Source organism: Methylomonas sp. PHL2-19 (genome assembly GCF_059331595.1).
Window position 1 is genome coordinate 3,007,541 of sequence record NZ_CP196839.1, and the last position, 23,257, is coordinate 3,030,797.

Sequence of the window (23,257 nt, forward strand, 5' to 3'; positions counted from 1 at the left end):
TTGACCAGAACGTGTTTCCGCGCTACCAGAACGGCGTGGAAATTCCTGGATTAGTGTAGTGTAGTGTATGCTTGCGCAATTCAAAAATAGCGAATTACCGATAAAATTTGGCATCGTGGCAAAAGCGTGTTTTCGCAATCCATATAATTTAACATAATATACATTATGCGAACTTATTGCAATCTGTAGTTATTCGGTAAACTAATATTGTCATCCCTTTGGGATGATGTGCTATATTGCAACTTAATGAGAACAATTATTAATTAGTTTGCATGTCGACATATCTTAAAGCGCTGGCGACTGGCGATACAGGCCGTATAGTTGGATTCGATCAATCGGGTGGCGTTTATCGCAAGAAATTGTTGGCCATGGGTTTAACGCCAGGCACTGAATTTACAATTACGCGATTTGCACCGATGGGCGATCCGGTTGAAATCAAAATTCGCGGCTTTTCATTGTCGTTGCGTAAAAACGAGGCCTCCGTCTTACTTATAGAAAAAATATGAGTATGGATTTTACTGTTGGCGTAGTTGGTAACCCAAATTGCGGAAAAACCACACTGTTCAATGCACTGACCGGCTCCAGGCAACACGTCGGCAATTGGCCTGGTGTGACTGTTGAACAAAAAACCGGCGAATACGCGCACCAAGGCAAACAGATAAGCCTGGTTGATCTACCCGGCACTTATTCATTAGAAGCCGACGACGACAGTATCTCCCTGGACGAAAAAGTCGCGCGAGATTACGTCGCTTCCCGCCAAGCTGATTTAATCATTAACATCGTCGATGCCTCCAATATAGAACGAAACCTATATCTAACCTCGCAATTGATAGAAATGCGGGTGCCGATGATTTTGGTACTGAACATGATGGATGCGGTAAAAAAGCGCGGCATCAAGATCGACATCGAACTGCTTACCAAACAAATGGCTTGCCCGGTAGTACCGGTTACCGCCGCTACGGGTTCCGGCATTAAGGAATTACGCGACCTTATCAATAAAGCCTGCCTCAGCAAGCCCATTCCCGCATTACAAGTCAATTACCATCCAGCTATAGAACAAGCTGTCAGTCAATTACAGCCCCTATTGGCTCAGCAATCTGTCGATTTAATTTGTGACAGCCGCTGGCTTGCCTTGCGCTTACTTGAAAATGATACCTTGGCAAAACAACTTGCCGGCCCTGAACTACAAAAAATTGCCGAACAATTCCGCGCCGATATCGAAACGCAAACTCAAGATGAAATCGACATACTCGCGGCCGACGCGCGCTACGGTTTGGTTAATCAACTGGTACAAACCAGCGTCTGCAAACTTAACGAGGTTTCCCGCAGCACCACCGATAAAATCGACAGCGTGGTGTTAAATCGATTTTTGGGGATTCCGATTTTCTTGTTGGTCATGTATGCCATGTTCATGTTTACCATCAACATCGGCAGTGCTTTCGTTGACTTTTTCGACAAAGCGGTCGGTGCGTTACTGGTGGACGGTTTAAGCGAACTATTAACCGGCATGAATTGGCCTGCTTGGCTGGTGGTGTTGATCAGCAGCGGCATCGGCGGCGGTATTCAAGTGGTGTCTACCTTTATCCCCATTGTCGGCTTTTTATTCATATTTTTATCGATGCTGGAAGATTCCGGCTACATGTCCAGAGCTGCATTTGTAATGGACCGGTTCATGTGCATCATCGGCCTGCCCGGCAAATCGTTTGTGCCGATGATCGTCGGTTTTGGCTGCAATGTACCGGCCATTATCGCGACCCGGACGCTGGATAATCAGCGTGACCGGGTATTGACCAATTTGATGAATCCGTTCATGTCCTGCGGCGCCCGCCTGCCCGTTTATGCCTTGTTTGCCGCAGCCTTCTTTCCTGTCGGCGGTCAGAATCTGGTGTTTGGTTTGTATTTATTCGGGATTGTGGTGGCGGTATTGACCGGTTTAATCATGCGTCACACCTTGCTGCGCGGCTCCCCTACTCCTTTTTTGATGGAACTACCCGCATACCATTTGCCCACTTTGCAAGGTGTCTACACCAAAACCTGGGAACGCTTGAAAACCTTTATCTTCAACGCAGGCAAAGTCATCGTGCCTATGGTACTGGTGTTAAATGTATTAAATTCTTTGGGTACGGACGGTAGTTTCGGACAGGAAAATAGCGATAAATCAGTACTAAGCGAAATCGGCCGCGCATTGACACCTGTATTCCACCCCATGGGTATCGCCCACGATAACTGGCCGGCGACCGTCGGCATCTTTACCGGCGTGTTGGCTAAGGAAGCCGTAGTCGGGACGTTGGATGCGTTGTACAGTCAAATGGCCGTTTCCGATCATACCGAAGAAGAAAAAAGCTTTGATTTACAGCAAGCCCTGTTAGAGGCTTGTCAAACGGTACCGGACAACCTGACGGCCATTGCCGACAAGCTGCTGGACCCATTGGGATTGGGTATCGCCAATATCTCCGATCAGGCTGCGGCAGCGGAACAGCAGCAAGTCAAACTCGATACTTTCGGCGTCATGCAAGCCCATTTTGATGGTCAGATCGGTGCCTTCGCCTATTTGCTGTTTATATTATTGTATGCGCCCTGCGTAGCCGCCACTGCGGCAATATACAAAGAAACCAACGGCAGCTGGGCTTTGTTTGTGGTGTGCTGGACTACTTTTGTGGCTTACTTGACCGCTACCCTCTTCTACCAAGGCATGACTTATGCCCAGCACCCCGATTCAGCTGTCGTCTGGATATTGGCATTAACGCTTATCTTTGCCGGAGTACTATTCCTGTTGCGATTTTACGGCGTGCGCCAAGCCAGTGGCGTCCCGCAATGATATTGTCCGACTTACGCAGTTATTTGCAGGAAAAACGCCGAGTCACTTTGAGTGATCTTGTGTTGCACTTTCACATGGATGCCGACGCTTTACGCGGCATGCTGGGCAAGTGGATCAACAAAGGCAAAGTACGATTAAGTCCTGTCGGCGCTTCCTGCGGCACTAGTTGCTGCAAATGCGATCCGGCTTTGACAGAGATATATGAATGGGTGGATTAGTATAGCGAGGCTTATTAAACAAACGCCTCGCTAAACTGAAGCGGTTTATTTGGCTTCCGCCAACCAACCCTGTAGCGCGTCGATTAACTCTTGCGCTTGTTTTTCGCTGGAAATATTGAATTTAGATTTTTGCTGATATTCGCCGTTGCGTTTTTGATAGCGGCGAATGCTAAATCTATCCTGGCTATATTGATTTTTAGCCGGCTCCCAATCCTGATAACGGTAAATAACCGTCGCCCAAGCGCCCTTGCTCAGGACTTTTTTGTCCAGTTCTTTGACAGTTTCAACGCCGCCGTCTTCGTAACTAATGGTTAAATCTTCAACGGTTTCAGCCATATATTTCTCAATGAGGTTAGCAACGGCGCGCAGTCTACCATACATGCGCGACCATCAAAATGCCGAATCACCTAGCGCGCAATGAACTCGCCAAAAGCACGGCTGCCCTCCCCCGTTTTGATCGTGTTCACCACTTTCAGGGTTTTAGCGTCGATGACGGACACATTATTGTCAAACCAGTTGGCAACATAGACGTTCTGGTCGTCCGGATGCGTGCTGATGCCTTCCGGCTTATCGCCGACTGCGACCACGTCAATTTGCTTATATGTGGTGGTATCAACGACCGATACGGTGCTATCGTCCTGATTAGTAACAAACAGCAGGCTATCGTTCAACGCCAGTGCAACCGCATACGGCCTGGCGCCAACCTTGATGGTAGCCAAACGCTTTAGACTGCGGGCGTCCAAAACGGTCACATTGTCACTTTCCACGTTAGCGGAATACAAACGCTTACCCTGACTATCCACCGCTATGCCAAACGGATGCGCGCCGACTTTGGTGGTATTACGGATAGTCAGTTTGCTTAAATCGATTTGCGAAATCGAATCGTCGATACGATTGGCAACGTATAACCAGCGGTTGTCCGGACTAACGGTCATGCCGGACGGCGATTTGCCGACCGTAAGCGTTTTAATTTTCGCGAAGTTTTTGGTATCAAAAACCGTCACAGAATTTTCATACCAATCAGCGACAAATACCTGCTCGCCCTTTCTGTCCGCGGTGATCCCTAGAGAAGCGCCGCCGACCTTAACCTTGGTCAATTTAGTGAGTTTTTCGCTATCCAAAACCGCAAATCCGCCACCTTCCGGGGTGCTGATATATACCTGTTTCTTCGGTTGATTCAGCGCAACGCCAGCCGGCTTACCTTCCACTTTGATCGTTTCAATGACCTGTTGGCTTTTGGTATCGATAACAGATACCGAATTATCCAACTGATTGGTAATAAAAGCGCGCGAATCAGCGCTAACGCCGGATGCGGATGCACCGAGCAATGAAAAAGCCAACAACGAATATCTGATGCGCATGGTGAGAATGACAGGAATGGGGGGCGAGGGTTCTCGGCGCGAATGACCGAGAACCGAATAACAAAAGCTTAGCGTTTAATATCGATCTCAACTGCGGCGGAACCAGAGCCAACTTTCTTGGCAATCGCTTCCAGACCGGTTTTCAAAACATTGCTAACCGCTTTATCGGCAGTTTCTTCGTTCAACTCCGCTGGTGGGTTGTTGTTAACATAGGCACGGTAATAAGTGGCTACCCACTCGATTTCGGCTTTTCCGCCTTTGTCGTTCACGGACAATTCTGCCGCATAGTTACCCACTGGCAATACTGGCAGCGGCTCGTCTTGACCGGCGTGTTTAATGGTGCCGGTTGAGCTCATATCGGTGATTTTGTATTTGTAAGAGAATTTCGCTGCGTCATAGGCCTTTAATTCTTCTGTGATGGTACCGTTCGCCAAAGTCAACACGCGGATAGCGCCTTTGTTATTGGTGCCGTCGCCTTTCACGCTTTTAATGCCTGGGTGCCAAGACATATCATCGTAGTTCTTGATCAAATCCCACACTTTGGCCGCTGGGGCATCAACAGTGATGGTGGCTGTCATTTTTGCTCTAACCGGACCATGAGCATGGGCAAAACCGGCGAACAAAAATAAAACGGTTGAAACGAGCAACGAGGTTTTTTTCATAACACTTTCCTATGATGGACACATAAAATGGAGCGGGCGATTATAAAATAAAATCCGTCCGCAAGTATTCGCAAAAGCATGTTTGCGGAAATTTTCCCGACTCTGCCATCCTACCCGCACGTATTTAATGACTACAGCTACTTTTTTCTGGCACGATTACGAAACCTTCGGCATCGATCCGCAACGCGACCGGCCTTGTCAGTTTGCCGGCATCCGCACGGATGTGGATTTCAACATCATCGGCCAGCCCGTCATGGCCTACTGCCAGCCCGCCGACGATTACTTGCCACACCCGGAAGCCTGCCTGATAACCGGTATTACCCCGCAATTGGCGGCCGAAAAAGGCGTTTGCGAAGCTGCGTTTGCCGCCATTATTAACCGGCAACTCGCTGAACCCAGCACCTGCGGCGTCGGTTACAACAGCATCCGTTTCGACGATGAAGTGACTCGCAACCTGCTTTACCGGAATTTTTACGATCCCTATGCGCGCGAATGGCAAAACGGCAACTCGCGCTGGGATATTATCGATGTAGTGCGCGCCGCCAAAGCCTTAAGGCCTGAAGGCATCGAGTGGCCGGTTAATGCCGACGGTGTTGCCAGCTTTAAATTGGAAGAACTCACCAAGGCTAACGGTATCGCCCATGAAGCTGCCCATGATGCGTTATCGGATGTGTATGCAACCATCGCAATGGCTAAATTAATCAGGGAGCGGCAGCCAAAACTATTCAACTATTTACTGAACAATCGCTATAAAAACACCGCACTAAACCTGTTGCAACTCGGCAGCTTTAAGCCCTTAATTCATGTCTCCGGCCGTTTTTCGGCCCGGAATAATAGTCTTGCGGTGATTTTGCCCTTAGTGCAGCATCCAAGCAATAACAACGAAGTCATCGTTTACGATCTTTCCGTCGATCCGGCACCTTTGCTTGAGTTAAGTGCGGAAGAGATTCAACAGCGGCTGTTTGTTGCCGCCGAAGCACTACCGGAAGGCATTGCCAGAATTCCCTTAAAAACCGTACATATCAACAAATCGCCGGTGTTGGCGCCATTGTCGGTGATACGCCCGGCCGATGCCGAACGCTTGCAACTCGACTTGGACTTGTGTCTATCCCATTTGCAGCGGATTCAGACTGCGCCATCTCTAGCGGAAAAGCTGTCGCAAGTCTTTACCCGGCAATATCAAGACTCACCTACCGATCCTGATTTGATGATTTACAGTGGCGGTTTTTTCAGCAACAAAGACAAGGCGGCCATCGCCCGGATCAGGCAAGCCAAACCCAGCGAGCTATCCGAATTTGACACCGATTTCGACGATGTCCGTTTGCCGGAAATGCTGTTTCGCTATCGCGCCCGGAATTATCCGCATACCCTTTCCATGGAAGACGTCCAACTCTGGAAGCAATATTGCCGGGACAAGCTAAACGGCACACTGGCGACCGGGGGACTGACGCTGGAGCAGTTCAACGCCAAAATTAAACTACTGCGGGACGAGCCAAATGTAAATCAATCGATACTGAACGATTTGGCAGCCTATGCGGAAGAGTGACGCTTAAAATTTTCGAATTGATGTTTTTAACGATTTAAAAGCCAGCAGATCGTTTCAGGAATAAGGCGCTTTTAGCGTTATGCCGTATAATGGCGACCATTTGAGTGAATTTCGACCGAGGCATCATGAGCATTAACCTGTCTAACCGCGTAAAAGCGGTCAAACCCTCCCCTACCCTGGCCATTACCGCCCGTGCCGCTGCGATGCGCGCCGCCGGCAAAGACATTATCGGCCTGGGCGCCGGCGAGCCGGATTTCGATACGCCGGAGCATATTAAAGCCGCCGCCATTAAAGCCATCAACTCCGGATTTACCAAATACACCGCCGTTGACGGTACGGCCGGCTTAAAAAAAGCCATCATTGCCAAGTTCAAGCGCGATAACGGTTTGGATTACCAAGCTAATCAAATCCTGGTGTCCTGCGGCGGCAAACAAAGTTTTTTCAACCTGGCGCAAGCGCTGCTCAATCCCGGCGACGAAGTCATCATCCCTGCCCCTTACTGGGTGTCCTACCCGGATATGGTGCTGCTGGCCGATGGCGTCCCGGTGATTTTAGAAGCCGGACAAGCGCAAAACTTTAAAATCACCCCGGCACAACTGCGCGCCGCGATTACCCCCAAAACCCGCCTATTGGTCATTAACAGTCCTTCCAACCCAACGGGCGCTGCGTATAGCCTGGAAGAATTAAAAGCACTGGGCGACGTGTTATTGGATTTTCCTGAGGTGTTGATCGCAACCGACGACATGTACGAATTGATCCTCTGGAATAAAGGCGAATTCGTCAACATTCTGAATGCCCACCCCGGCTTTTATGATCGCACCATCGTCTTAAACGGTGTATCCAAAGCCTATTCCATGACCGGTTGGCGGATCGGCTATGCCGCCGGCCCGGCACCGTTGATCGAAGCCATGTGCATCATCCAATCGCAAAGCACTTCTAACCCCACATCGATTTCCCAAGTGGCAGCGGAAGAAGCGCTGAACGGCGACCAAGGTTGCATCGACACGATGATGGTGGAATTTAAAAAGCGCCACGATTACGTGGTTGCCGAACTGAACAGCATTGATGGTATTGAATGCTTACCTACCGACGGCACCTTCTACGTGTTCCCGAATGTGGAAAAGCTGTTGAGTCGACTGGATGGCATCAACGACGATCTAGAGTTTGCCGAATACCTAATCGAAAAAGCCGGCGTGGCCTTGGTGCCGGGTTCGGCATTTGGCTGTCCGGGCCACATTAGAATCTCCATTGCCACCAGCATGACCAATCTGGAAAATGCCTTACTCAGAATCAAACAAGCGGTTTAAGGCCTATTAGGATTTGTCATCGCGAACGGATAAACCGACATTAATTTGCCATTTTTCAATTGACAAATTTAATCAATGCTATACAATTCGCGGCCTTCGCACTTCATCAGTAAGAAGGCCTCGGTGGCGAAATAGGTAGACGCACGAGACTTAAAATCTCGCGACCGAAAGGTCGTACCGGTTCGATTCCGGTCTGAGGCACCATAAAAATTAAGGACTTTGGTTTACACCTGGTCCTTTTTTTATGCCTAATGATTGCCACGTTCCCTTTGAATAACGCCTCGGTAAAACTGGTTGAACATGAAGAAAATATTTCACTTTAAACGCAGAAATCCGCCGCTGCTATGGCGCCTCAAGTGGTTTCTAGTTTTAGTCACCATCGGCTGCTTGGAAATACTCCCGGTCCCGGTCACCGACTCAATCCTGATATTTGTCTTAATCTACAGACCACTGTGGTTCAAAAATGTGGTCAACAAGCTCTATTCTCATCTGCCCTCTGCATCACCAGAGGAAAGCGAGCTATCCTATTTTTCCAAATATCAATTAGATCACCCCAAGCATTTCAATAAGTGACAGTCACCGGCCTTGCTATAGTCTGTGTCGCGTATCCAAGAGCTTTGCAGTTTAATCAAACCCGGCGAACCGCCTGACTGTCAACGCCGCGCGTTGCTCGATCAGCTCTACGATTTGTCCAACCACTGGGTTTCCAGCAAATTCATGATCCACCGAAGCCTGCAAAGTATGCGCGACATGCGGTAGCCGTTGGCATAAACCAAGAATACGTTTTCGGGTTTGCGCCACCGACAAACCCGCCGCTTGGGCAAAGCGGTCCCAGTGTCTTGCCTGCACTTCGCTGAAATTGTATTTGCCACCCAACTGCATTGCCATCTTGGGCGTCAGGTTGGGATAAACGGCGGTTGACAGGACGTCATAAAGTGGCGCCAGAACGGCACCCTTGTCGGCATACAAGATAGAAAAGTTCTTGGCATGGGCGTCGTGGTTGCCAATCAAGGCATTGAAAATGACCGCATCCAGCAGTCGCAACACCTGCGGCGCACTCGGTCGGGTCAGGCGGCGGACCAAATCAAAGCACTGTTCCAAACCCGGCCCACCCTCGTTCTGATATTTCAGTTCCGGTACCACGCCCAGTGCCTGGCAGAAATCTTCCTGATGCAGACGCACGCATTGGCCATTTGCAGCTTGAGTTCTGTCATAACGCTCAACCAGCAGAAATGAGCGGTCGCGAATGGCACAAATCCTCGACTGTGCGGTCTGGAATTGCATCGCACCCGCTAATGCCAGACAGAAACCTTCGTTGATTACACTGTCTGCAACGGCAGCGATGGCCGGTTTGAGAATGTGGCTACTGGGTGCGCCATTGCGTGGCAGACCGATTCGTTGACCATCGAACACCACCGGCAACTTATCCTGAGCGCCCGCCAACGACAGGCGCAAACCATCCTGACCGGCCAGCATCGGCCGCTGCGGCAATTCATCCAGCAAGGCCACTACGTCAGAGTCGGATAGCCAGTCGATTTCATTCGCTGGTTCAGATACAGCGGGTAATCGGTCTGGCGACAACAGCGAAACGGCACCAGCGCATTCGCCGCCGATATGATCGAGCAAGGCAAAGTCGTTCTGCTTCGAGACCTGAAACTGGCGAGCAATCAGTTGGCGTAATTTGCCTTCCGGTAACAGGCCGGCAAAGAACGGCCGTGTCTGTTGGTCGCTGAACGGCTCAACTTGCAACGGTAACGAGCAGGACAAAGGGACGGCGTCGGCATGTTGCAGCCAGTCGGCGCAGTAGCAAAATTGCAGTCTGCCGTCAACCAGGGCCAAATCCCCCACCCGGCGTTCGAATAAATAGACAGCAAGCAAATAGCTCATGGTGTTTGGGTTATATCCGGCAGGCCATCGAGCATGACCTGCCCACCCAGCGCTTCAATCACGCGCATCACCGTTTCCAGACGCACGGTCGGCTTGCCGGCTTCGAGGTCGACGATAAAGCGAACGCCAACACCTGCCGCCAACGCTAGTTCGGATTGAGTTAATTCGAGTTGTTTGCGGGCAGAGCGTAGCGCTTGGCCAAGTTGTTGTGTAGATTGGATGTTGATCATGAGGTTTTTCCCGTTCGGGAAATTATTAGGCGAAAACAACCAACATACAAGTTTAATTTCCCGAACGGGAAATTTAATTTAGAATTTACGATAGACAAGCATTGAAGTTCCCGTTCGGGAAAAATAACCCCTTTCAGTGTCAGCTCTATTCAGCTCGGTCTGACTGTGATGGTTAGCGCTGAATGCTGATGATATAACTTAGGCTAACTGCAAGTACAAACCAAACAATAACCGACAGCAAATGACTAGCAAACAGAAAAAATCCAAAGCAAGCTGGAGCGACGTTAAATCCAAATTGGCTGACGTTGATCGAATTGGTCTGATCGGGCTGATACAAGACCTATACTCAGCCAATAAAGATAATCAAACGTTTCTGCATGCCCGATTCGGGTTGGGTGAGGATATTCTCAAACCCTATAAGGACACGATTTCCCGCTGGATTTGCCCGGATGTCATGCGTAATCAACCTATTTCAGTGGCCAAAGCGAAGAAAGCGATTACCGATTACAAAAAAGCGGTCGGTCAACCTGAAGGACTGGCCGAACTGTCAATTTTCTATTGCGAAGAAGTATTTGTTTTCCTGGGCTACTGCGGCATGGACGATGAAGGGTATTTTGATGCCTTGGTGCGAATGTTCGAACAAGCGTTGAAATATGTCATGGCATTGCCGGAAGCCAAACGCTCGCCGTTTATAGACAGACTCGAGCAAGTTGCGCTGCAAGGCCGGAACGTCGGCTGGGGTGTTGGCGAAGATATGGCAGTATTGTTATCCGAATATGACATTGATGACTAGTAATGCGCTTTTATCCGATCTTCAAACTAATAACGCAAGGCTGATTGCTTTACTCGAAGCACATAACATCGAGTGGAGGTTACCGCCAAGGCTTCCACCAAAAATAGATCCGATACCTGCTCCCGCACTCGGCAATTGAAACTGACTTCGTAAGATCGCTTGTTTCCCAACACAACTCAACATTAGCCTGGACGCCTCTGAAGTATTAGATCAACACGCCTGCAGCATCCTGTCTCACGAGCGTCTGGAGGTGGTGCGTGTCAACACATCCAGGCCCTGGCCCACCAGTAAGCCCGCCAAGACGCCAACGCCCATCGTCGCTTGCAGGTTGGCCGGATGATCAAGTTCGTCGAATTCATCAAGCAGACCGAACGACCGCATAACCTGCACGAAATCGGCAAGCGTTATGTCATCGCCTTCTGGAAAGCCCACCGCGACCTGGCGCCAAAAACCGCCCATGCCTATTGGCTGGCGTTATGCGTGATCTGGGAATGGACTGACAAACCGGGGCAGCCACCCAAACCGATGTGCATAGTCAAAACAATTTCAGATGGCACAGATGACTAAAACCGCTATCAACAAAGTCCGGCAAAATCGATTCGCGACGGCTTTTACTTTGCTTGCTTCGGCCTAAAAATGTTAATTTCCATGTTTTGGCCACTCGATTTACTTGGTAGTCCTGATTCGACATTAGGATTTTGATTTAGTAAGGAAACATGCAGACACCAACCACCACGCAGTCACCACGTTATCAACTCAGTCGTTGGGCCAAGTGGTTTGCTAAGGATCGCCGCTTTCACGCCTTTGTTCTCGAGCAAGAAAAATTGGTGTTAATCGATGAGCACCATAAGCAACTCAAGCTCCAAATCTTGAACCTTCAGCCTGGAATTGGCATCGACTCCGGTTGGTTTTGGGACACTTTGTTGTTTACGTTAAATGATGGCCAAACGCTACGCTTTGGCGGCGTCAATAAAGAACAGTCGGCGTTTTTGCAGGTCTCGATGAAACGCTATGTTAATCAACGCATTCATAGGTTTTACCAGCAGTTAGTACCCGCACTGATACAAGCATCCCAAGAAGCCAGATTGTTGCTTTCCAATAAAAAATACATTCGCCGATCCATAGCTGAACAGTGGATAGGCAATCATTTGTGGTTGGCGGCGGGACTTAAAAGAACGGATTGTCTGCAGCGTTTGCCAGCCGAGCTTCATCAGGATTATCTCGCTATTCGGCCTCTATTGGACGACGCACATCAGCAGGTTGCCAAACTCAATCAAACCTTTATCGCTCGACAGGCTCAGCAATTCAAAGACTTCTTTGATCAGGTCGAAACCAATCCGCTGACCGAAGCGCAACGTAACGCTTGCATCATCGACGAGCAGCATAACTTGGTGCTGGCCGGCGCGGGTACCGGCAAGACCAGCACCATGATTGGCCGCGCGGGTTACCTGATCAACGCCGGTCTGGCAAAACCCGAACAGATATTGATGCTGGCGTATGCCCGCAAAGCGGCACAAGAAATGGAAGAGCGCATCCAGTCCAAACTGGGGATTCAAAACCTGACGGTGAAAACCTTTCATGCCCTGGGTTTAGACATCATTAGCCAGGTTGAAGGTACCATGCCGGCCATCGACAAAATGGCCGAAGACGATACCTTGCGCGCCGCGTTTGTCGATAGCCAAATTCAAAGCTTGCTGGAGGATGAACGTTATCGCTCGCGGCTGTTGACCTATTTTTTGCGCTTTGCCTATCCCTATAAAAGCCAATTCAATTTCAAGAGTTTGGGTGACTACAACGCGTATATCCTTGAAAACGATATTCGTACGCTGCAAGGCGAACTCGTCAAAAGCTACGAGGAATGCGAGATTGCCAATTTCTTGTATCGACAAGGCATTGCCTACCAATACGAAGCCAATTATCAGGTCAATACCTCCGGCCCGGACTACCGTGTCTACCAACCGGATTTTTTCCTACCGGCTTACGGCATTTATATCGAACATTTTGCGGTCAACGAGTTTAATCAAACGCCACCCTTTATCGACCAAACAACCTACCTGGCCGGCATGGCTTGGAAGCGGGCTTTGCATGAAAAATATCAAACTCCGCTGATCGAAACCTATAGCTACCTGAAACAACAAGGGCGATTGACGGAGGTATTGAGCGAAAAATTACTGGCTGCCGGGGTTCGGTTCAAACCCTTGCCGCAAAACGAGTTACTCGACCAACTGAATCAGCTGGGCCGTGTATCGGAGTTCAGCAAACTGATGGCGCAAATCCTCAGCCTGTTCAAAGCCGCTTACCTCAGCATCAAACAACTGGTCGAAAAGGCGGACAAGCATGAAGACCAGGAACGCATGCGCGCCGCCGCGCATTTATTTGAACCCATCTACCAAGCCTACCAGCAACGGCTGCGCGACAACGCCACCATCGATTTTGACGACATGATAGGCCGTGCAATCGAATACGTCGAAACCGGACGCTTTTCATCGCCGTACCGATATTTGCTGGTGGACGAGTTTCAGGATATTTCCGCCAGCCGGGCACGCTTACTGAAAGCCTTGATGGCGCAGCAACCGGAGGCCAGCTTATTTGGCGTTGGCGACGACTGGCAATCCATATACCGTTTTACCGGCAGCGATGTCGCACTGACCAAAGACTTTCAAGCCTACTTCGGCGACACGGCAACCAGCGTGCTGGATCAAACCTTTCGCTTCAACAACAAAATCGGTGAAGTGGCGTCACGTTTCGTCATCAAAAACCCCAGCCAGATCGACAAACAGATTCGTAGCCTGCGGCTTGTCGAGCAGGTTGCCGTATCCCTCATCAAAACCGATCAGGATTTAACGGGCATACAGGCGGCACTCGACGCCGTCGCCGGCAAGGCCAACCCATCTGCCAGCGTGTTGCTATTAGCGCGCTTCAATTTCAAACGACCCGATATCGCCGCCTTAAAGCGCCGTTATCCCCATCTGTCACTGCAATTCATGACTGTACACGCCTCCAAAGGCAAAGAAGCCGATTACGTGATCGTGTTTGGCTTGGAGAAGGGCGAACACGGCTTTCCGTCGGAAAAAGCCACCCATCCATTGCTGGAATTGTTGCTGCCTCAAGCCGAAGCCTTCGCGCATGCCGAAGAGCGTCGCCTGTTCTACGTGGCTCTGACTCGGGCAAGGCATCACGTCTATTTAGTCACCAACGGCCTGAACCCGTCGCCGTTTGTCAGGGAATTAATCGACGGCGACTATGCCGTTACGGTCGACGAATTTACCGGACCCGGCTTTCAAGAGCAGATCGCCGATATTCCTTGTCCAGCGTGCAAAACCGGCTGGATGGTACCCAGAGACAGCCAGTACGGCAGCTTTTTTGGCTGTAATCAATATCCACTCTGCAATCACACGCAACGGGCTTGTCAATGGTGTGGCGGCAGCTTGAAAACCCAAGGCCGTTTTCGTGTTTGTGAAAATCGCCGTTGCGACTTCGTCGAACCGGTCTGCCCGCGCTGTCAAGGCGCCATGGTGCTGCGCAAAGGACCGCATGGCCAATTTTGGGGCTGCTCGCATTACCGAAAAAACGCAGCGTTTTCCTGTTCTCATACCGAGCAATTTATCGATTTGCAGGCCGCCAAGGTCAAATCAACCGTCAACGCCGCTTAAGAGCGGCTCAGAACATGGTCTAAACTTGGTCCGGTCTAACCAGAGAACTACAGAGATGAGTGAAGAAAAACGCCTATCCACCACCCAATTGGCCAAATTGCGCGGGGTGTCCCAAGAGCAAATGTTCGGGCAGTTGACTGCACTGGGCCTGATCGAAAAACAAGAAGACAAATGGCAGTTAACCGACGCAGGCACTGCCGCCGGCGGTGTCTATCTAACCGGTAAATACGGCCAATACGTCGCCTGGCCCGAGGATTTCCAAGTGCCAAACGCCGCTGCCAAACCGGAAGCGGCTAAGCTGTTGACCGCCACCGTGTTGGGGCAACAGTTTGATCTGTCCGCCAACAAAATGAACTACATCCTTTCAGAACTCGGCTGGATCAAAAAAGGCTTGAAAGGCTGGCTGGTCACCGAGCAAGGTTTGGCAATGGGCGCCGAACAAGGCGAAGACAGCCGATCCGGCATTCCTTACGTGCGCTGGCCGGAAAAAATCACCCGCAATCGGGCGTTGAAAGACAACGTCGATAACATCAAGGGCGTCGATAAACCCAAAACGGAAACCGACAAAATGGACAGCTTCCGCCACAAATTTGAAGCCACCCACCGCACCACCGACGGCCACTTCGTCCGCTCCAAGGCGGAAATGCTGATCGACAATTGGCTGTACATGGCGGAAATCGTCCACGCCTACGAACGCAAACTGCCGATTGAAGAAGAAATGTACTGCGACTTCTACATCCCCACCGGCAAGGTCTATATCGAATTTTGGGGTTATGAAAACGACGCCAAATACCAGGCCCGAAAACAAGAAAAACTCGCCATTTATCAGAAATATAATTTTAATTTGATTGAACTGACCGATAAGGATGTGCTGAATTTGGATGATATTTTACCGAGGTTGTTGCTGAGGTTTGGGGTGCAGGCGTATTGATTTAATTATTATGATTTGATTCCAATTAAACGTGATCAATGCAGCGAACTTTGTTTGCTGCATGTTTAAGAGCTATCGACTTTTAGAAAAGCACGAAAACTAATTTATGTATTAAACAGAGGATTAATATGGCGAAACCGAGAATTTTTGTAAGCTCTACTTACTATGATTTAAAACATATACGTAATAGTCTTCGTGATTTTATTGAGTCGTTCGGGTATGAGGCTGTGTTATTTGAAGAGGGTGACATCCCTTTTCATCACGATGCCCCACTCGACATATCTTGTTATGATGAAATTAAAAAATGCCATATTCTTGTTTTGATAATTGGAGGGCGATATGGTAGTGCTTCTTCAGACACTATTTATGATATTGACAAGCAAATCGATTTTTATAACTCAATAACAAGAAAGGAATATGAAACTGCTCGTAAACAAGATTTACCAATATTTATTTTTGTTGAAAAAAATGTAATGGCTGAATATCACACGTACAAGAAAAATAGAAACAATAACTCTATAGAATACGCTCATGTAGATAATGTTTCTATATTTAAGCTTGTTGATGATATATATACTCAAAAGAGAAATAATCTGATTCGAGACTTCGAAAAACTGGATGAGATTGTGGACTGGCTACGGGATCAATGGGCAGGTCTATTTGCTGATTCTTTACTCAGAAAGAAAAATGTTCAGGATTTAGTTGATCTTGCAACTCAGATAAGCGGCTTAACAGGCTGGTGAAAAACCCGCCGATATTTCCCCTTACCCACGATGTTCGTGATTTTTTCGAGTTGAAATCGGTCATGACATCGAGTTTCAAGCGTTTTGCCCCGGTTTCAAGGGCTTTTTATTCGCCTGAAGCCGTCTGTGGACGGTTTTCAGGCGAACTTCACCCTAGGCGGGTGCACTCCACGCCGGTTTCGGCGTGAACACCAATAGGTTGAGCATGCGCGTCAGGTTGTAGGCGGCAAAGCAAAACAAGGCCTGACCCGCGACTTTGGCTAAGCCGATGTGACGGGTTTTGCGCAGGCCGCCGACCGTTTTGACCCAGCCAAAGGCTTCTTCGACGATTTTGCGGCGCTTGAGACTTTGGGCGTAACCTTTGCCGCGCGCGGTGCGGCCGTCGACGGCACTGCCAATCTTTTTGCGGGCCACATGGGCTTTGATATCACGGGACTCGAGTCCGTTGACGAACGCCGGTTGGTCATAGCCTTTGTCGGCACCGACGCTGCCACCTTGGGGCACGCGGCGTTTGATCATTTTTTGCGCGGCTTCGATTTCGGCGGTGCCGGTGGCTTGAGTGGTTTCGACATCGACAATCAGGCCGTTGCGATTCTCGGACAAGGCATGGGTGATGTAACGCAGTTTGGCCTCGGTGTATTCGCCTTTCTTGTAAAGCCGGGCTTCGGGATCGGTTGTACTTTGATGGGTGGCGTTGCTGCGCTTTTCGCCACTGAAGTCGATCTCGGGATTGCGGCCGGCGGGTTTATCGGGACCACTACCATCTTTTTTGACGAAGCTTTTGTGCGAGGCCCAGGCTTCAATGAGGCTACCGTCGACACTGAAGTGTTCGTCGGACACCAGATTTTGCCATTCGGCTATGGCCAGTACCCGCTCAAAAAATTCGCGACTCAGGGCTTCGGACAGCAGGCGTTCGCGGTTGGCACTGAACACTGTGCGTTCCCACACGGCGTCGTCGATGCCCAGACCGACAAACCAGCGAAACAACAGGTTGTAGTCCAGTTGTTCCATCAACTGACGCTCACTGCGAACGGTGTACAGCACTTGCAACAGCAAGGCGCGCAGCAGTTTTTCAGGGGCAATCGAGGGACGGCCTGTGTGCGAGTAACGCTCGGCAAAGACGGCATCCATTGAGGCCAATACGCCATCAACCAGTAGCCGTAAACGACGCAACGGATGCTGTTTGGGAATACGGTCTTCCAGGCTAACATAGCTGAACCAGCTGTTTTGAATGGCATCGTGTCCGCGCATTGAAAGGCTCCAAATTTAGGTAGCCTATTTTAACAGTTAGCCGCTCATCTATGCCTTAGCTTACTTGGCTTTTCGAGTTTTTCACCAGCCTGTTAAAGGATGTAAGCACTGTTTTGAAAGAATATACCGAATCAATTATGAAAAAACTAGAGCCTGAAAGTTCCGATGAAGTAATTAGGGCATCAAACAATCGCCTTGTCGAACGAATGTTAACTAGACTGAAGTCTGAAGCATTAATCCAGCATATAATTACTTTCTCAGATTTTTCGAAAAAGGATGAAAAAATCAGCTTAGCAGATATTTTTACCAATCTTGAAAAATCAAAAAATCTTGAAGAATTTTTGATGCTATGTAACGTCCATGACGATGAACGCAATAACTTGATTAATTTTGAACCGGCATTATCCGATTACACTCGCATTAAGGATGCAATAGCTATTTAAATCTATAATTTTTCATAATTCCACGCCAAGCTTTTTTAATCGTTCCCACGCTCCGCGTGGGAACGATTCCTCGGACGCTCCAGCGTCCATTACCAGGTGAGGTCACGAACCGCACGGAACAAATGTAAAGCAATTCGCGGTCGGCGAAGCCTGATAGGCAATACCAAAGCGATCGGCCAGTTTCGCCAGCCACTTGTCCAACGTCCACAGCTTGGCACCGGGCATGATCAAAACCGAGGCCAGCAACTCAATCGTGTTTTTCATCGTCGTTTGGATCCAAGCTTTAATTGCGCTTGTCTGCCTCCGGCTTCGAGCGAATGATCGATATTTTTAATGCTTGAACGGCGGACAATTTTGTTTATCAGCCGATAAGTGCAAAAATCGACCGCGAATGGCAAGCTGGCAGCCCGTTGATTCGGCAAGGACCCAATGTGCAACTCTGGTATCATGGCCTCCCGCATGTCGGCAAGCGCGCCGCATCATATCGATTAGAGCCTTTGTGAATACACCCGAATTTTCGTCCTTGCCGTTAAAACCCGCCCTGCTGGAAAACATCGAATCGCTGGGTTACACCCACCTGACACCGATCCAGGCCGAAAGTCTGCCGCATATTCTGGAGGGCAAGGATGTGATCGCCCAAGCTAAGACCGGCAGCGGCAAGACGGCGGCGTTTGGCATTGGCTTGTTGTCGCGGCTGGATTTGAGCAGCTTTAAAGTGCAAGCCATGGTGATCTGCCCTACCCGCGAGTTGGCTGATCAGGTTTGCAAAGAAATCCGCCAATTAGCACGCTTCACGCAAAATATTAAAGTGCTGGCCTTGTGCGGCGGCACGCCGTTCGCGCCGCAGCGCAGTTCGCTGGAGCACGGCGTGCATGTAGTAGTGGGGACGCCGGGCCGCTTGCAGGAACATCTGCAAAAAGCCAGCTTGCGCCTGGATCATTTAAAAGTATTGGTACTGGACGAGGCCGACCGCATGCTGGACATGGGCTTTGCCGACATCATCTCCGACGTAATTTCCTACGCGCCGACACATCGGCAAACCCTACTGTTCTCGGCAACTTATGCCGAGCCGATTCGCGCCCTAAGCCAGAAATTTCAATTCAAACCGATCTCGGTCAGCGTCGAAACCAGCCATCTCGACAACCCTATCGAACAACGTTTTCATCAGGTAGACAAAGCCAAGCGCCTGAATGCGCTAGGTTATTTGCTGGCTTATCATCGCCCGGAATCCACGGTGGTGTTTTGCAATACCAAGCGTGAATGCCAGGATGTGGCGGACACATTGAGCAATTGCGGTTTTTCCGTGCAGGCCTTGCATGGCGATTTGGAACAAAAAGACCGCGATCAAGTATTGGTGCGCTTTGCCAATAAAAGCTGTTCGATTCTGGTCGCCACCGATGTTGCCGCGCGCGGCCTCGACATCAAAGATATGCAAGCGGTGATCAATTACGAACTGCCTTGGGACCCGGAAGTGTACGTGCACCGAATTGGCCGTACCGGCCGAGCTGGCGCGAAAGGTTTAGCGCTGAGTTTAGTCAGCGAAGCGGAGTTGAACAGAGTCAAAGCCATCGAAGACTATATGGCAGGTTCCGTAAAATGGGACGAAATCGCCCCGTTTAAACTCAGCAGCGAACACCGCTTCGAGCCGCCGATGGTCACGCTATGGATAGACGGCGGCCGCAAGGACAAGATGCGGCCGGGCGATATTTTGGGCGCACTCACCGGCGCTAACGGCATAGCCGGCGGCGAAGTGGGCAAAATCGACATCTTCGATAAACACGCCTATGTTGCCGTGAAACGCGGCAGTGCGGATAGGGCTTTGACTTGCTTGCGGGCCGGTAAAATCAAGGGCCGCAATTTCAACGTGCGCAAATCGCAATGGAATTAGTTTAAAGCCTTGCGCAGCGGTTTTGCTTGGTTTTTCTGACGGCATTCCCGCATCCCTGCCGACGCGGGGATGACGGCTGAAGACGGATGATCAGCAACTTAACAGCGTCTGCTTTCGCAACCCAGCAAATATAACAGCGCTCGATAGCCGAATCGCCAAAGCCTGCTATACCTATGCCAGCCGACACTGACTACTCCAAAATAAGATTCGCCTGTGGCACCTAAAACACATATCAGTTATCTGGACACCATTCGCGGCCTGGCGGCCTTGGCCGTTATCAGCGAACATTTTGTGATCGCCTATGGCCTACCCTGCGAAACGCCACTTTGCCAGCAACTATTGGATTTCTCGCCGCTACACATTTGGTGGGACGGCTCGGCGGCGGTATCGATGTTTTTCGTGCTCAGTGGCGTGGTGCTGTCTTTGCGCTATTTTCGTGCAGGGCACATACCTGATCTCAGCGAGTTTCATTTGGCGCGTTTCTTGATCAATCGGATGTTTCGGATCTGGTTGCCGTACTTGTTGGTTTTGCTGATCAGCGCCTGCCTGTTTCTGAACACCTTCGACAGCGCGATACTGAAGACCAGTCTGCCGGCGACTGACTGGATAACCGGCATGTGGCATAAATTTCCGTTAACGCCCTCTGACATGCTACGCGAGAGTTTTTTATTGAAATTGCCCGCCTTAATCGTACTGTTGCCGCAAGCGTGGACTTTAAGTATCGAATTGGTACTGTCTTTGCTACTACCGGTAGGCTTATTGCTGGCGGGACGCGGCAGTTCTTGGCTGGTATTTTTTGGCTTGTTGGCGACTAGCCTATTAGGCGTATCAATTTTCTTGCTGCATTTTCTATTGGGCATGACCATTGCCAGACACTACACCGATCTGACCCGTTACCTGTCCGGCCGCCGCTGGCAACGGCGTTTGTTGCTGTTGACTGGCCTAACGTTTTATACCTGCGGCACTTTTGTACCGTCGGACATATTTGGCGATACCGCAGTCTGGCTGGGTTCCGGTTTGGGAGCCGGCTTGATTTTGATGTTCGTGCTAGGTTCTAAAGATGCACAGCAGGTGCTATCGCAACCGATGTTACGGCAAATCGGCAAAGTGTCTTACAGCGCCTATCTCAGCCACATGGCGATTCTGATTTGTCTGACGCCGCTGGTTTTAAAATTTTTGGAAGGGTTTACCGAAAACCGGCTGGCACTTTGGTTTGGCGGCTGGCTTATCACTATCGGCTGCGTGCAAGGGGTTTCTTTGTTGTTTTATCATTGGCTGGAAATCCCCAGCATGAGTTTGGGGCGGCGAGTGACCGATGCGATAGCCGCTATCGGCAAGCCAACGGTATAATCGCGGCCCGTTATTCCATTTCCTTGCCAATTGACCATGCGCCTAGCTAGCATTTCATCCATTTTAGTAAGCGTTGCCGCGTTGGGCGTTAACATCGACGCTACGGCCGGCTCGACCGCTCAAGACTGGGCCAAAATCACCACACCGACCCAGGAACCCAGCGAAAGCATAGGCACCTATACCAGCGGCTGTATCAGCGGCGCGGCCACCCTGCCTCAGGATGGTCAAGGCTATCAAGTGATGCGCTTATCGCGCCACCGCTATTATGGGCATCCTAACTTAATCGGCTTTATCCAGCATCTTGGCCAGTTCAGCGCTGAGCATAAATTGGGCTCGTTGTTGATCGGCGATTTGGGCCAACCGCGCGGCGGCCCTACCTTGAGCGGACATCGCAGCCATCAGTCAGGCTTGGATGTGGATATATGGTTTTTATTATCGGAACAAGCCAGTAACCGGCAGCTAACAGCCAATGAACGCGAAACCTGGAGCGCACCGTCGGTCGTGAACATGCAAAACGATACTATGGATTACCGGCATTGGTCGCCGGACCTGGCAAAGGTACTGGAAGCCGCCGCACGCCAACCCGAGGTCGACAGGATTTTTGTAAACCCCAGCATCAAACAAGAATTGTGCACCACCAAAAGTGCCGGAGCCGGCGAGTGGTTGAGGAAGATTCGCCCATGGTGGAAACACGACGATCATTTTCATGTGCGCTTGAAATGCCCCCCGCATAGTCCGCATTGCGACTCGCAAGAGCCGTTACCTGCCGGCGACGGTTGCGACGCCAGCTTGGCGTGGTGGTTTTCCGCGGAAGCCAAAGCCCCGTCGAAAAGCGTGCCGCTGCCGCCACCGCCGTTACCGGCATTGTGCGAGCAGCTGTTGAGTCGTCCTTGATGATATTGGCGTATCGGCCTTTACAGCATCAGTCGGCTAATTATTTTATTCTTCATTTGAGAGCACCATGCCCGATTTCGTACTTCATCAACAACTAGCGCAAGATTGTTTTAACGTAGGGAGCTTTGCGCTAACGGAATTGTTAATGATGAACGACAGCCAATACCCGTGGTTCATCCTGGTGCCCAGGCGCCACAATATCAGAGAAATTTATCAGCTTGGACAGGCGGATAGACAGGCTCTGCAAAGCGAGTCCTGTCTGCTTGCCGAGGCACTGGCGAGTATTTATCGCCCCGACAAACTCAATATTGCCGCAATCGGCAATCTCGTCCCGCAATTGCATCTGCACCATGTGGTGCGCTATCAAACCGATAAAGCCTGGCCGGCGCCGGTATGGGGAAAGTTCGCCAGCCTGCCGTATGCAGGCGATCAGGCCGAACAAAGAATTACCCAACTCCGTTCCGCTTTGCAGATGCATTTAATCAATTGAAAATTGAGTGAATCTTTAGCTAGGGATAGCAAGCGAGAATAGGCAATAACTGAAATAACCCAATTATTGTGTGATTGACGCTCGGTGCAAAAGCAAGTCACAATCAAAAAGGTCGCAACGTAAGGACAGGCGCTTGCAAATATCGTGACTCCAGTTTGAGCCCGCATCAGAAGCTCAGGAAATTTCGAGCCAGGTAAGCCGCTTATATCGATTGCTCAAATCCGTCGAGCTTATGGCAGACTGCGTAAAACTTAAAAAAGCCATTGTTACTACCATGCCTATTTTCATCGTCTGCTGTCTAATCTTAACTCCCCTAACCTTAACCCAAAATGCATTTTTACCCTTACTGAATATAGAGGCCGTATGGGGTGCGGGAGCGTGCCTTGCGGTGCTTTTTCTATTGAGTGGTTGTTTGAAATTAGTACCCAGCAAAATATGGCACGATGGTTTTGCCTCCGCTGGCTTATGGACTTGGTACGGTTACTGGAGCCCGCAATTCAGCGACGGCTCACCGCAATTCAGCGTGTTTCCGGTTTATTTTGCTTTGCTTAGCAGTTGGATGCTACTGGGTTTAATCAACAAAAGTCCGCAGTTTGATTGGGAATCCCAAGAATCCTTGCGCTATATGCAAAAATATTTGGCCCGCTTCGATTCCTGCGCCGTTGCGGTATTGGTGCTCATTTGTCTGGCACTACCTGAGCACTATCTATCCTACCCGCTTGCAATGACCTTTTTCATCGTCCGTAGTGCTTTTCAGCGCTGCCTGGAGATTATTGATAGCCTGTAATTTTT

At 50.0% G+C, this 23,257-nt stretch carries 23 protein-coding genes and 1 tRNA gene; 16 read left to right on the forward strand and 8 right to left on the reverse strand.

Annotated elements, in window-relative coordinates:
* Positions 1 to 272 precede the first annotated feature (272 nt).
* The 3 genes from ACR02O_RS13805 to ACR02O_RS13815 are packed head-to-tail and all read left to right on the forward strand — an operon-like array spanning position 273 to position 3,036.
* Positions 273 to 506, forward strand: coding sequence for a FeoA family protein (locus ACR02O_RS13805; protein ID WP_033156249.1), 234 nt, complete (start codon positions 273 to 275; stop codon positions 504 to 506).
* Positions 503 to 2,818, forward strand: a complete 2,316-nt coding sequence (gene feoB, locus ACR02O_RS13810; RefSeq protein ID WP_494521852.1) for a Fe(2+) transporter permease subunit FeoB — start codon at positions 503 to 505, stop codon at positions 2,816 to 2,818. The genes ACR02O_RS13805 and feoB overlap by 4 nt, the downstream gene beginning before the upstream one ends.
* Positions 2,815 to 3,036, forward strand: coding sequence for a FeoC-like transcriptional regulator (locus ACR02O_RS13815; protein WP_033156247.1), 222 nt, complete (start codon positions 2,815 to 2,817; stop codon positions 3,034 to 3,036). Before feoB ends, ACR02O_RS13815 begins: the two co-directional genes overlap by 4 nt.
* Before the next feature lie 45 nt (positions 3,037 to 3,081).
* On the opposite strand, the gene ACR02O_RS13820 is transcribed toward ACR02O_RS13815, so the two are convergent.
* The 3 genes from ACR02O_RS13820 to ACR02O_RS13830 all read right to left on the reverse strand — a co-directional run bounded on the left by ACR02O_RS13820 (position 3,082) and on the right by ACR02O_RS13830 (position 5,059).
* Positions 3,082 to 3,372 carry a hypothetical protein gene (locus ACR02O_RS13820; RefSeq protein ID WP_458137466.1) on the reverse strand — a complete coding sequence of 97 codons (291 nt, stop codon included), beginning with the start codon at positions 3,370 to 3,372 and terminating at the stop codon, positions 3,082 to 3,084.
* A 71-nt stretch (positions 3,373 to 3,443) separates the two neighbouring features.
* Positions 3,444 to 4,397 (reverse strand): YVTN family beta-propeller repeat protein, encoded by a 954-nt coding sequence (locus ACR02O_RS13825; RefSeq protein WP_458137467.1) that lies wholly within the window; start codon positions 4,395 to 4,397, stop codon positions 3,444 to 3,446.
* Positions 4,398 to 4,465: 68 nt separating this feature from the next.
* Entirely contained in the window at positions 4,466 to 5,059 is a 594-nt protein-coding gene (locus tag ACR02O_RS13830; protein ID WP_033156245.1) for an SRPBCC family protein, read from the reverse strand.
* 127 nt (positions 5,060 to 5,186) lie between these two features.
* Between ACR02O_RS13830 and sbcB the strand changes: the two genes are divergently transcribed.
* The 3 genes from sbcB (at position 5,187) to ACR02O_RS13845 (ending at position 8,116) form a co-directional block, all read left to right on the forward strand.
* On the forward strand, positions 5,187 to 6,605 hold the full coding sequence (sbcB, locus tag ACR02O_RS13835; RefSeq protein ID WP_101052323.1) for an exodeoxyribonuclease I: 1,419 nt from the start codon (positions 5,187 to 5,189) through the stop codon (positions 6,603 to 6,605).
* Between the two features lie 125 nt (positions 6,606 to 6,730).
* A complete protein-coding gene (locus ACR02O_RS13840; protein WP_494521853.1) occupies positions 6,731 to 7,912 on the forward strand; it encodes a pyridoxal phosphate-dependent aminotransferase in 1,182 nt (393 codons plus the stop codon).
* 117 nt (positions 7,913 to 8,029) lie between these two features.
* Positions 8,030 to 8,116 (forward strand) — tRNA-Leu (locus tag ACR02O_RS13845).
* A gap of 420 nt (positions 8,117 to 8,536) precedes the next feature.
* Here the strand turns inward: ACR02O_RS13845 and ACR02O_RS13850 are convergent.
* Positions 8,537 to 9,799, reverse strand: coding sequence for a type II toxin-antitoxin system HipA family toxin (locus ACR02O_RS13850; RefSeq protein ID WP_458137470.1), 1,263 nt, complete (start codon positions 9,797 to 9,799; stop codon positions 8,537 to 8,539).
* Positions 9,796 to 10,029 carry a helix-turn-helix transcriptional regulator gene (locus ACR02O_RS13855; RefSeq protein ID WP_458137471.1) on the reverse strand — a complete coding sequence of 78 codons (234 nt, stop codon included), beginning with the start codon at positions 10,027 to 10,029 and terminating at the stop codon, positions 9,796 to 9,798. Before ACR02O_RS13855 ends, ACR02O_RS13850 begins: the two co-directional genes overlap by 4 nt.
* A 241-nt stretch (positions 10,030 to 10,270) precedes the next feature.
* On the opposite strand from ACR02O_RS13855, the gene ACR02O_RS13860 reads away from it, so the two are divergent.
* Positions 10,271 to 10,822, forward strand: a complete 552-nt coding sequence (locus ACR02O_RS13860; RefSeq protein ID WP_458137472.1) for a hypothetical protein — start codon at positions 10,271 to 10,273, stop codon at positions 10,820 to 10,822.
* A gap of 234 nt (positions 10,823 to 11,056) precedes the next feature.
* On the opposite strand, the gene ACR02O_RS13865 is transcribed toward ACR02O_RS13860, so the two are convergent.
* Positions 11,057 to 11,281, reverse strand: a complete 225-nt coding sequence (locus ACR02O_RS13865; RefSeq protein WP_458137473.1) for a hypothetical protein — start codon at positions 11,279 to 11,281, stop codon at positions 11,057 to 11,059.
* A gap of 257 nt (positions 11,282 to 11,538) precedes the next feature.
* On the opposite strand from ACR02O_RS13865, the gene ACR02O_RS13870 reads away from it, so the two are divergent.
* From ACR02O_RS13870 to ACR02O_RS13880, 3 genes are all read left to right on the forward strand, one after another.
* Positions 11,539 to 14,475, forward strand: a complete 2,937-nt coding sequence (locus tag ACR02O_RS13870) for a UvrD-helicase domain-containing protein (RefSeq protein WP_494521854.1) — start codon at positions 11,539 to 11,541, stop codon at positions 14,473 to 14,475.
* A 55-nt stretch (positions 14,476 to 14,530) separates the two neighbouring features.
* Positions 14,531 to 15,406, forward strand: a complete 876-nt coding sequence (locus ACR02O_RS13875) for a glycerol kinase (RefSeq protein ID WP_494521855.1) — start codon at positions 14,531 to 14,533, stop codon at positions 15,404 to 15,406.
* A 128-nt stretch (positions 15,407 to 15,534) separates the two neighbouring features.
* Positions 15,535 to 16,149 (forward strand): DUF4062 domain-containing protein, encoded by a 615-nt coding sequence (locus ACR02O_RS13880; protein WP_494521856.1) that lies wholly within the window; start codon positions 15,535 to 15,537, stop codon positions 16,147 to 16,149.
* A 153-nt stretch (positions 16,150 to 16,302) separates the two neighbouring features.
* Here ACR02O_RS13880 and ACR02O_RS13885 read toward each other — a convergent pair whose 3' ends face one another.
* Positions 16,303 to 17,400, reverse strand: a complete 1,098-nt coding sequence (locus tag ACR02O_RS13885) for an IS5 family transposase (RefSeq protein ID WP_415878136.1) — start codon at positions 17,398 to 17,400, stop codon at positions 16,303 to 16,305.
* A 137-nt stretch (positions 17,401 to 17,537) separates the two neighbouring features.
* Here ACR02O_RS13885 and ACR02O_RS13890 point away from each other — a divergent pair, with 137 nt between their 5' ends.
* Positions 17,538 to 17,843 carry a hypothetical protein gene (locus ACR02O_RS13890; RefSeq protein WP_494521857.1) on the forward strand — a complete coding sequence of 102 codons (306 nt, stop codon included), beginning with the start codon at positions 17,538 to 17,540 and terminating at the stop codon, positions 17,841 to 17,843.
* Positions 17,844 to 17,945: 102 nt separating this feature from the next.
* On the opposite strand, the gene ACR02O_RS13895 is transcribed toward ACR02O_RS13890, so the two are convergent.
* On the reverse strand, positions 17,946 to 18,107 hold the full coding sequence (locus ACR02O_RS13895; RefSeq protein WP_494521858.1) for a hypothetical protein: 162 nt from the start codon (positions 18,105 to 18,107) through the stop codon (positions 17,946 to 17,948).
* Positions 18,108 to 18,342: 235 nt separating this feature from the next.
* Between ACR02O_RS13895 and dbpA the strand changes: the two genes are divergently transcribed.
* From dbpA to ACR02O_RS13920, 5 genes are all read left to right on the forward strand, one after another.
* On the forward strand, positions 18,343 to 19,731 hold the full coding sequence (dbpA, locus tag ACR02O_RS13900) for an ATP-dependent RNA helicase DbpA (RefSeq protein WP_494521859.1): 1,389 nt from the start codon (positions 18,343 to 18,345) through the stop codon (positions 19,729 to 19,731).
* A gap of 213 nt (positions 19,732 to 19,944) precedes the next feature.
* Positions 19,945 to 21,081 (forward strand): acyltransferase family protein, encoded by a 1,137-nt coding sequence (locus ACR02O_RS13905; protein WP_494521860.1) that lies wholly within the window; start codon positions 19,945 to 19,947, stop codon positions 21,079 to 21,081.
* 36 nt (positions 21,082 to 21,117) lie between these two features.
* The gene (gene mepA / locus ACR02O_RS13910) at positions 21,118 to 21,975 is read left to right on the forward strand and encodes a penicillin-insensitive murein endopeptidase (protein ID WP_494521861.1); all 858 of its coding nucleotides are present in this window, start codon (positions 21,118 to 21,120) and stop codon (positions 21,973 to 21,975) included.
* A 67-nt stretch (positions 21,976 to 22,042) separates the two neighbouring features.
* Positions 22,043 to 22,465 carry an HIT domain-containing protein gene (locus ACR02O_RS13915; RefSeq protein WP_171695390.1) on the forward strand — a complete coding sequence of 141 codons (423 nt, stop codon included), beginning with the start codon at positions 22,043 to 22,045 and terminating at the stop codon, positions 22,463 to 22,465.
* A 412-nt stretch (positions 22,466 to 22,877) separates the two neighbouring features.
* Positions 22,878 to 23,252 (forward strand): hypothetical protein, encoded by a 375-nt coding sequence (locus ACR02O_RS13920; RefSeq protein WP_225587603.1) that lies wholly within the window; start codon positions 22,878 to 22,880, stop codon positions 23,250 to 23,252.
* Positions 23,253 to 23,257: the final 5 nt, after the last annotated feature.

Coding starts and splice junctions, on each gene's coding strand:
- ACR02O_RS13865 (WP_458137473.1), bottom strand. CDS start 11,281: ATGGGCGGTTTTTGGCGCCAGGTCGCGGTGGGCTTTCCAGAAGGCGAT.
- ACR02O_RS13820 (WP_458137466.1), bottom strand. CDS start 3,372: ATGGCTGAAACCGTTGAAGATTTAACCATTAGTTACGAAGACGGCGGC.
- sbcB (WP_101052323.1), top strand. CDS start 5,187: ATGACTACAGCTACTTTTTTCTGGCACGATTACGAAACCTTCGGCATC.
- ACR02O_RS13855 (WP_458137471.1), bottom strand. CDS start 10,029: ATGATCAACATCCAATCTACACAACAACTTGGCCAAGCGCTACGCTCT.
- ACR02O_RS13840 (WP_494521853.1), top strand. CDS start 6,731: ATGAGCATTAACCTGTCTAACCGCGTAAAAGCGGTCAAACCCTCCCCT.
- ACR02O_RS13875 (WP_494521855.1), top strand. CDS start 14,531: ATGAGTGAAGAAAAACGCCTATCCACCACCCAATTGGCCAAATTGCGC.
- ACR02O_RS13880 (WP_494521856.1), top strand. CDS start 15,535: ATGGCGAAACCGAGAATTTTTGTAAGCTCTACTTACTATGATTTAAAA.
- mepA (WP_494521861.1), top strand. CDS start 21,118: ATGCGCCTAGCTAGCATTTCATCCATTTTAGTAAGCGTTGCCGCGTTG.
- ACR02O_RS13870 (WP_494521854.1), top strand. CDS start 11,539: ATGCAGACACCAACCACCACGCAGTCACCACGTTATCAACTCAGTCGT.
- ACR02O_RS13815 (WP_033156247.1), top strand. CDS start 2,815: ATGATATTGTCCGACTTACGCAGTTATTTGCAGGAAAAACGCCGAGTC.
- ACR02O_RS13825 (WP_458137467.1), bottom strand. CDS start 4,397: ATGCGCATCAGATATTCGTTGTTGGCTTTTTCATTGCTCGGTGCATCC.
- ACR02O_RS13850 (WP_458137470.1), bottom strand. CDS start 9,799: ATGAGCTATTTGCTTGCTGTCTATTTATTCGAACGCCGGGTGGGGGAT.
- ACR02O_RS13890 (WP_494521857.1), top strand. CDS start 17,538: ATGAAAAAACTAGAGCCTGAAAGTTCCGATGAAGTAATTAGGGCATCA.
- ACR02O_RS13830 (WP_033156245.1), bottom strand. CDS start 5,059: ATGAAAAAAACCTCGTTGCTCGTTTCAACCGTTTTATTTTTGTTCGCC.
- ACR02O_RS13885 (WP_415878136.1), bottom strand. CDS start 17,400: ATGCGCGGACACGATGCCATTCAAAACAGCTGGTTCAGCTATGTTAGC.
- ACR02O_RS13915 (WP_171695390.1), top strand. CDS start 22,043: ATGCCCGATTTCGTACTTCATCAACAACTAGCGCAAGATTGTTTTAAC.
- feoB (WP_494521852.1), top strand. CDS start 503: ATGAGTATGGATTTTACTGTTGGCGTAGTTGGTAACCCAAATTGCGGA.
- ACR02O_RS13805 (WP_033156249.1), top strand. CDS start 273: ATGTCGACATATCTTAAAGCGCTGGCGACTGGCGATACAGGCCGTATA.
- ACR02O_RS13860 (WP_458137472.1), top strand. CDS start 10,271: ATGACTAGCAAACAGAAAAAATCCAAAGCAAGCTGGAGCGACGTTAAA.
- ACR02O_RS13895 (WP_494521858.1), bottom strand. CDS start 18,107: ATGAAAAACACGATTGAGTTGCTGGCCTCGGTTTTGATCATGCCCGGT.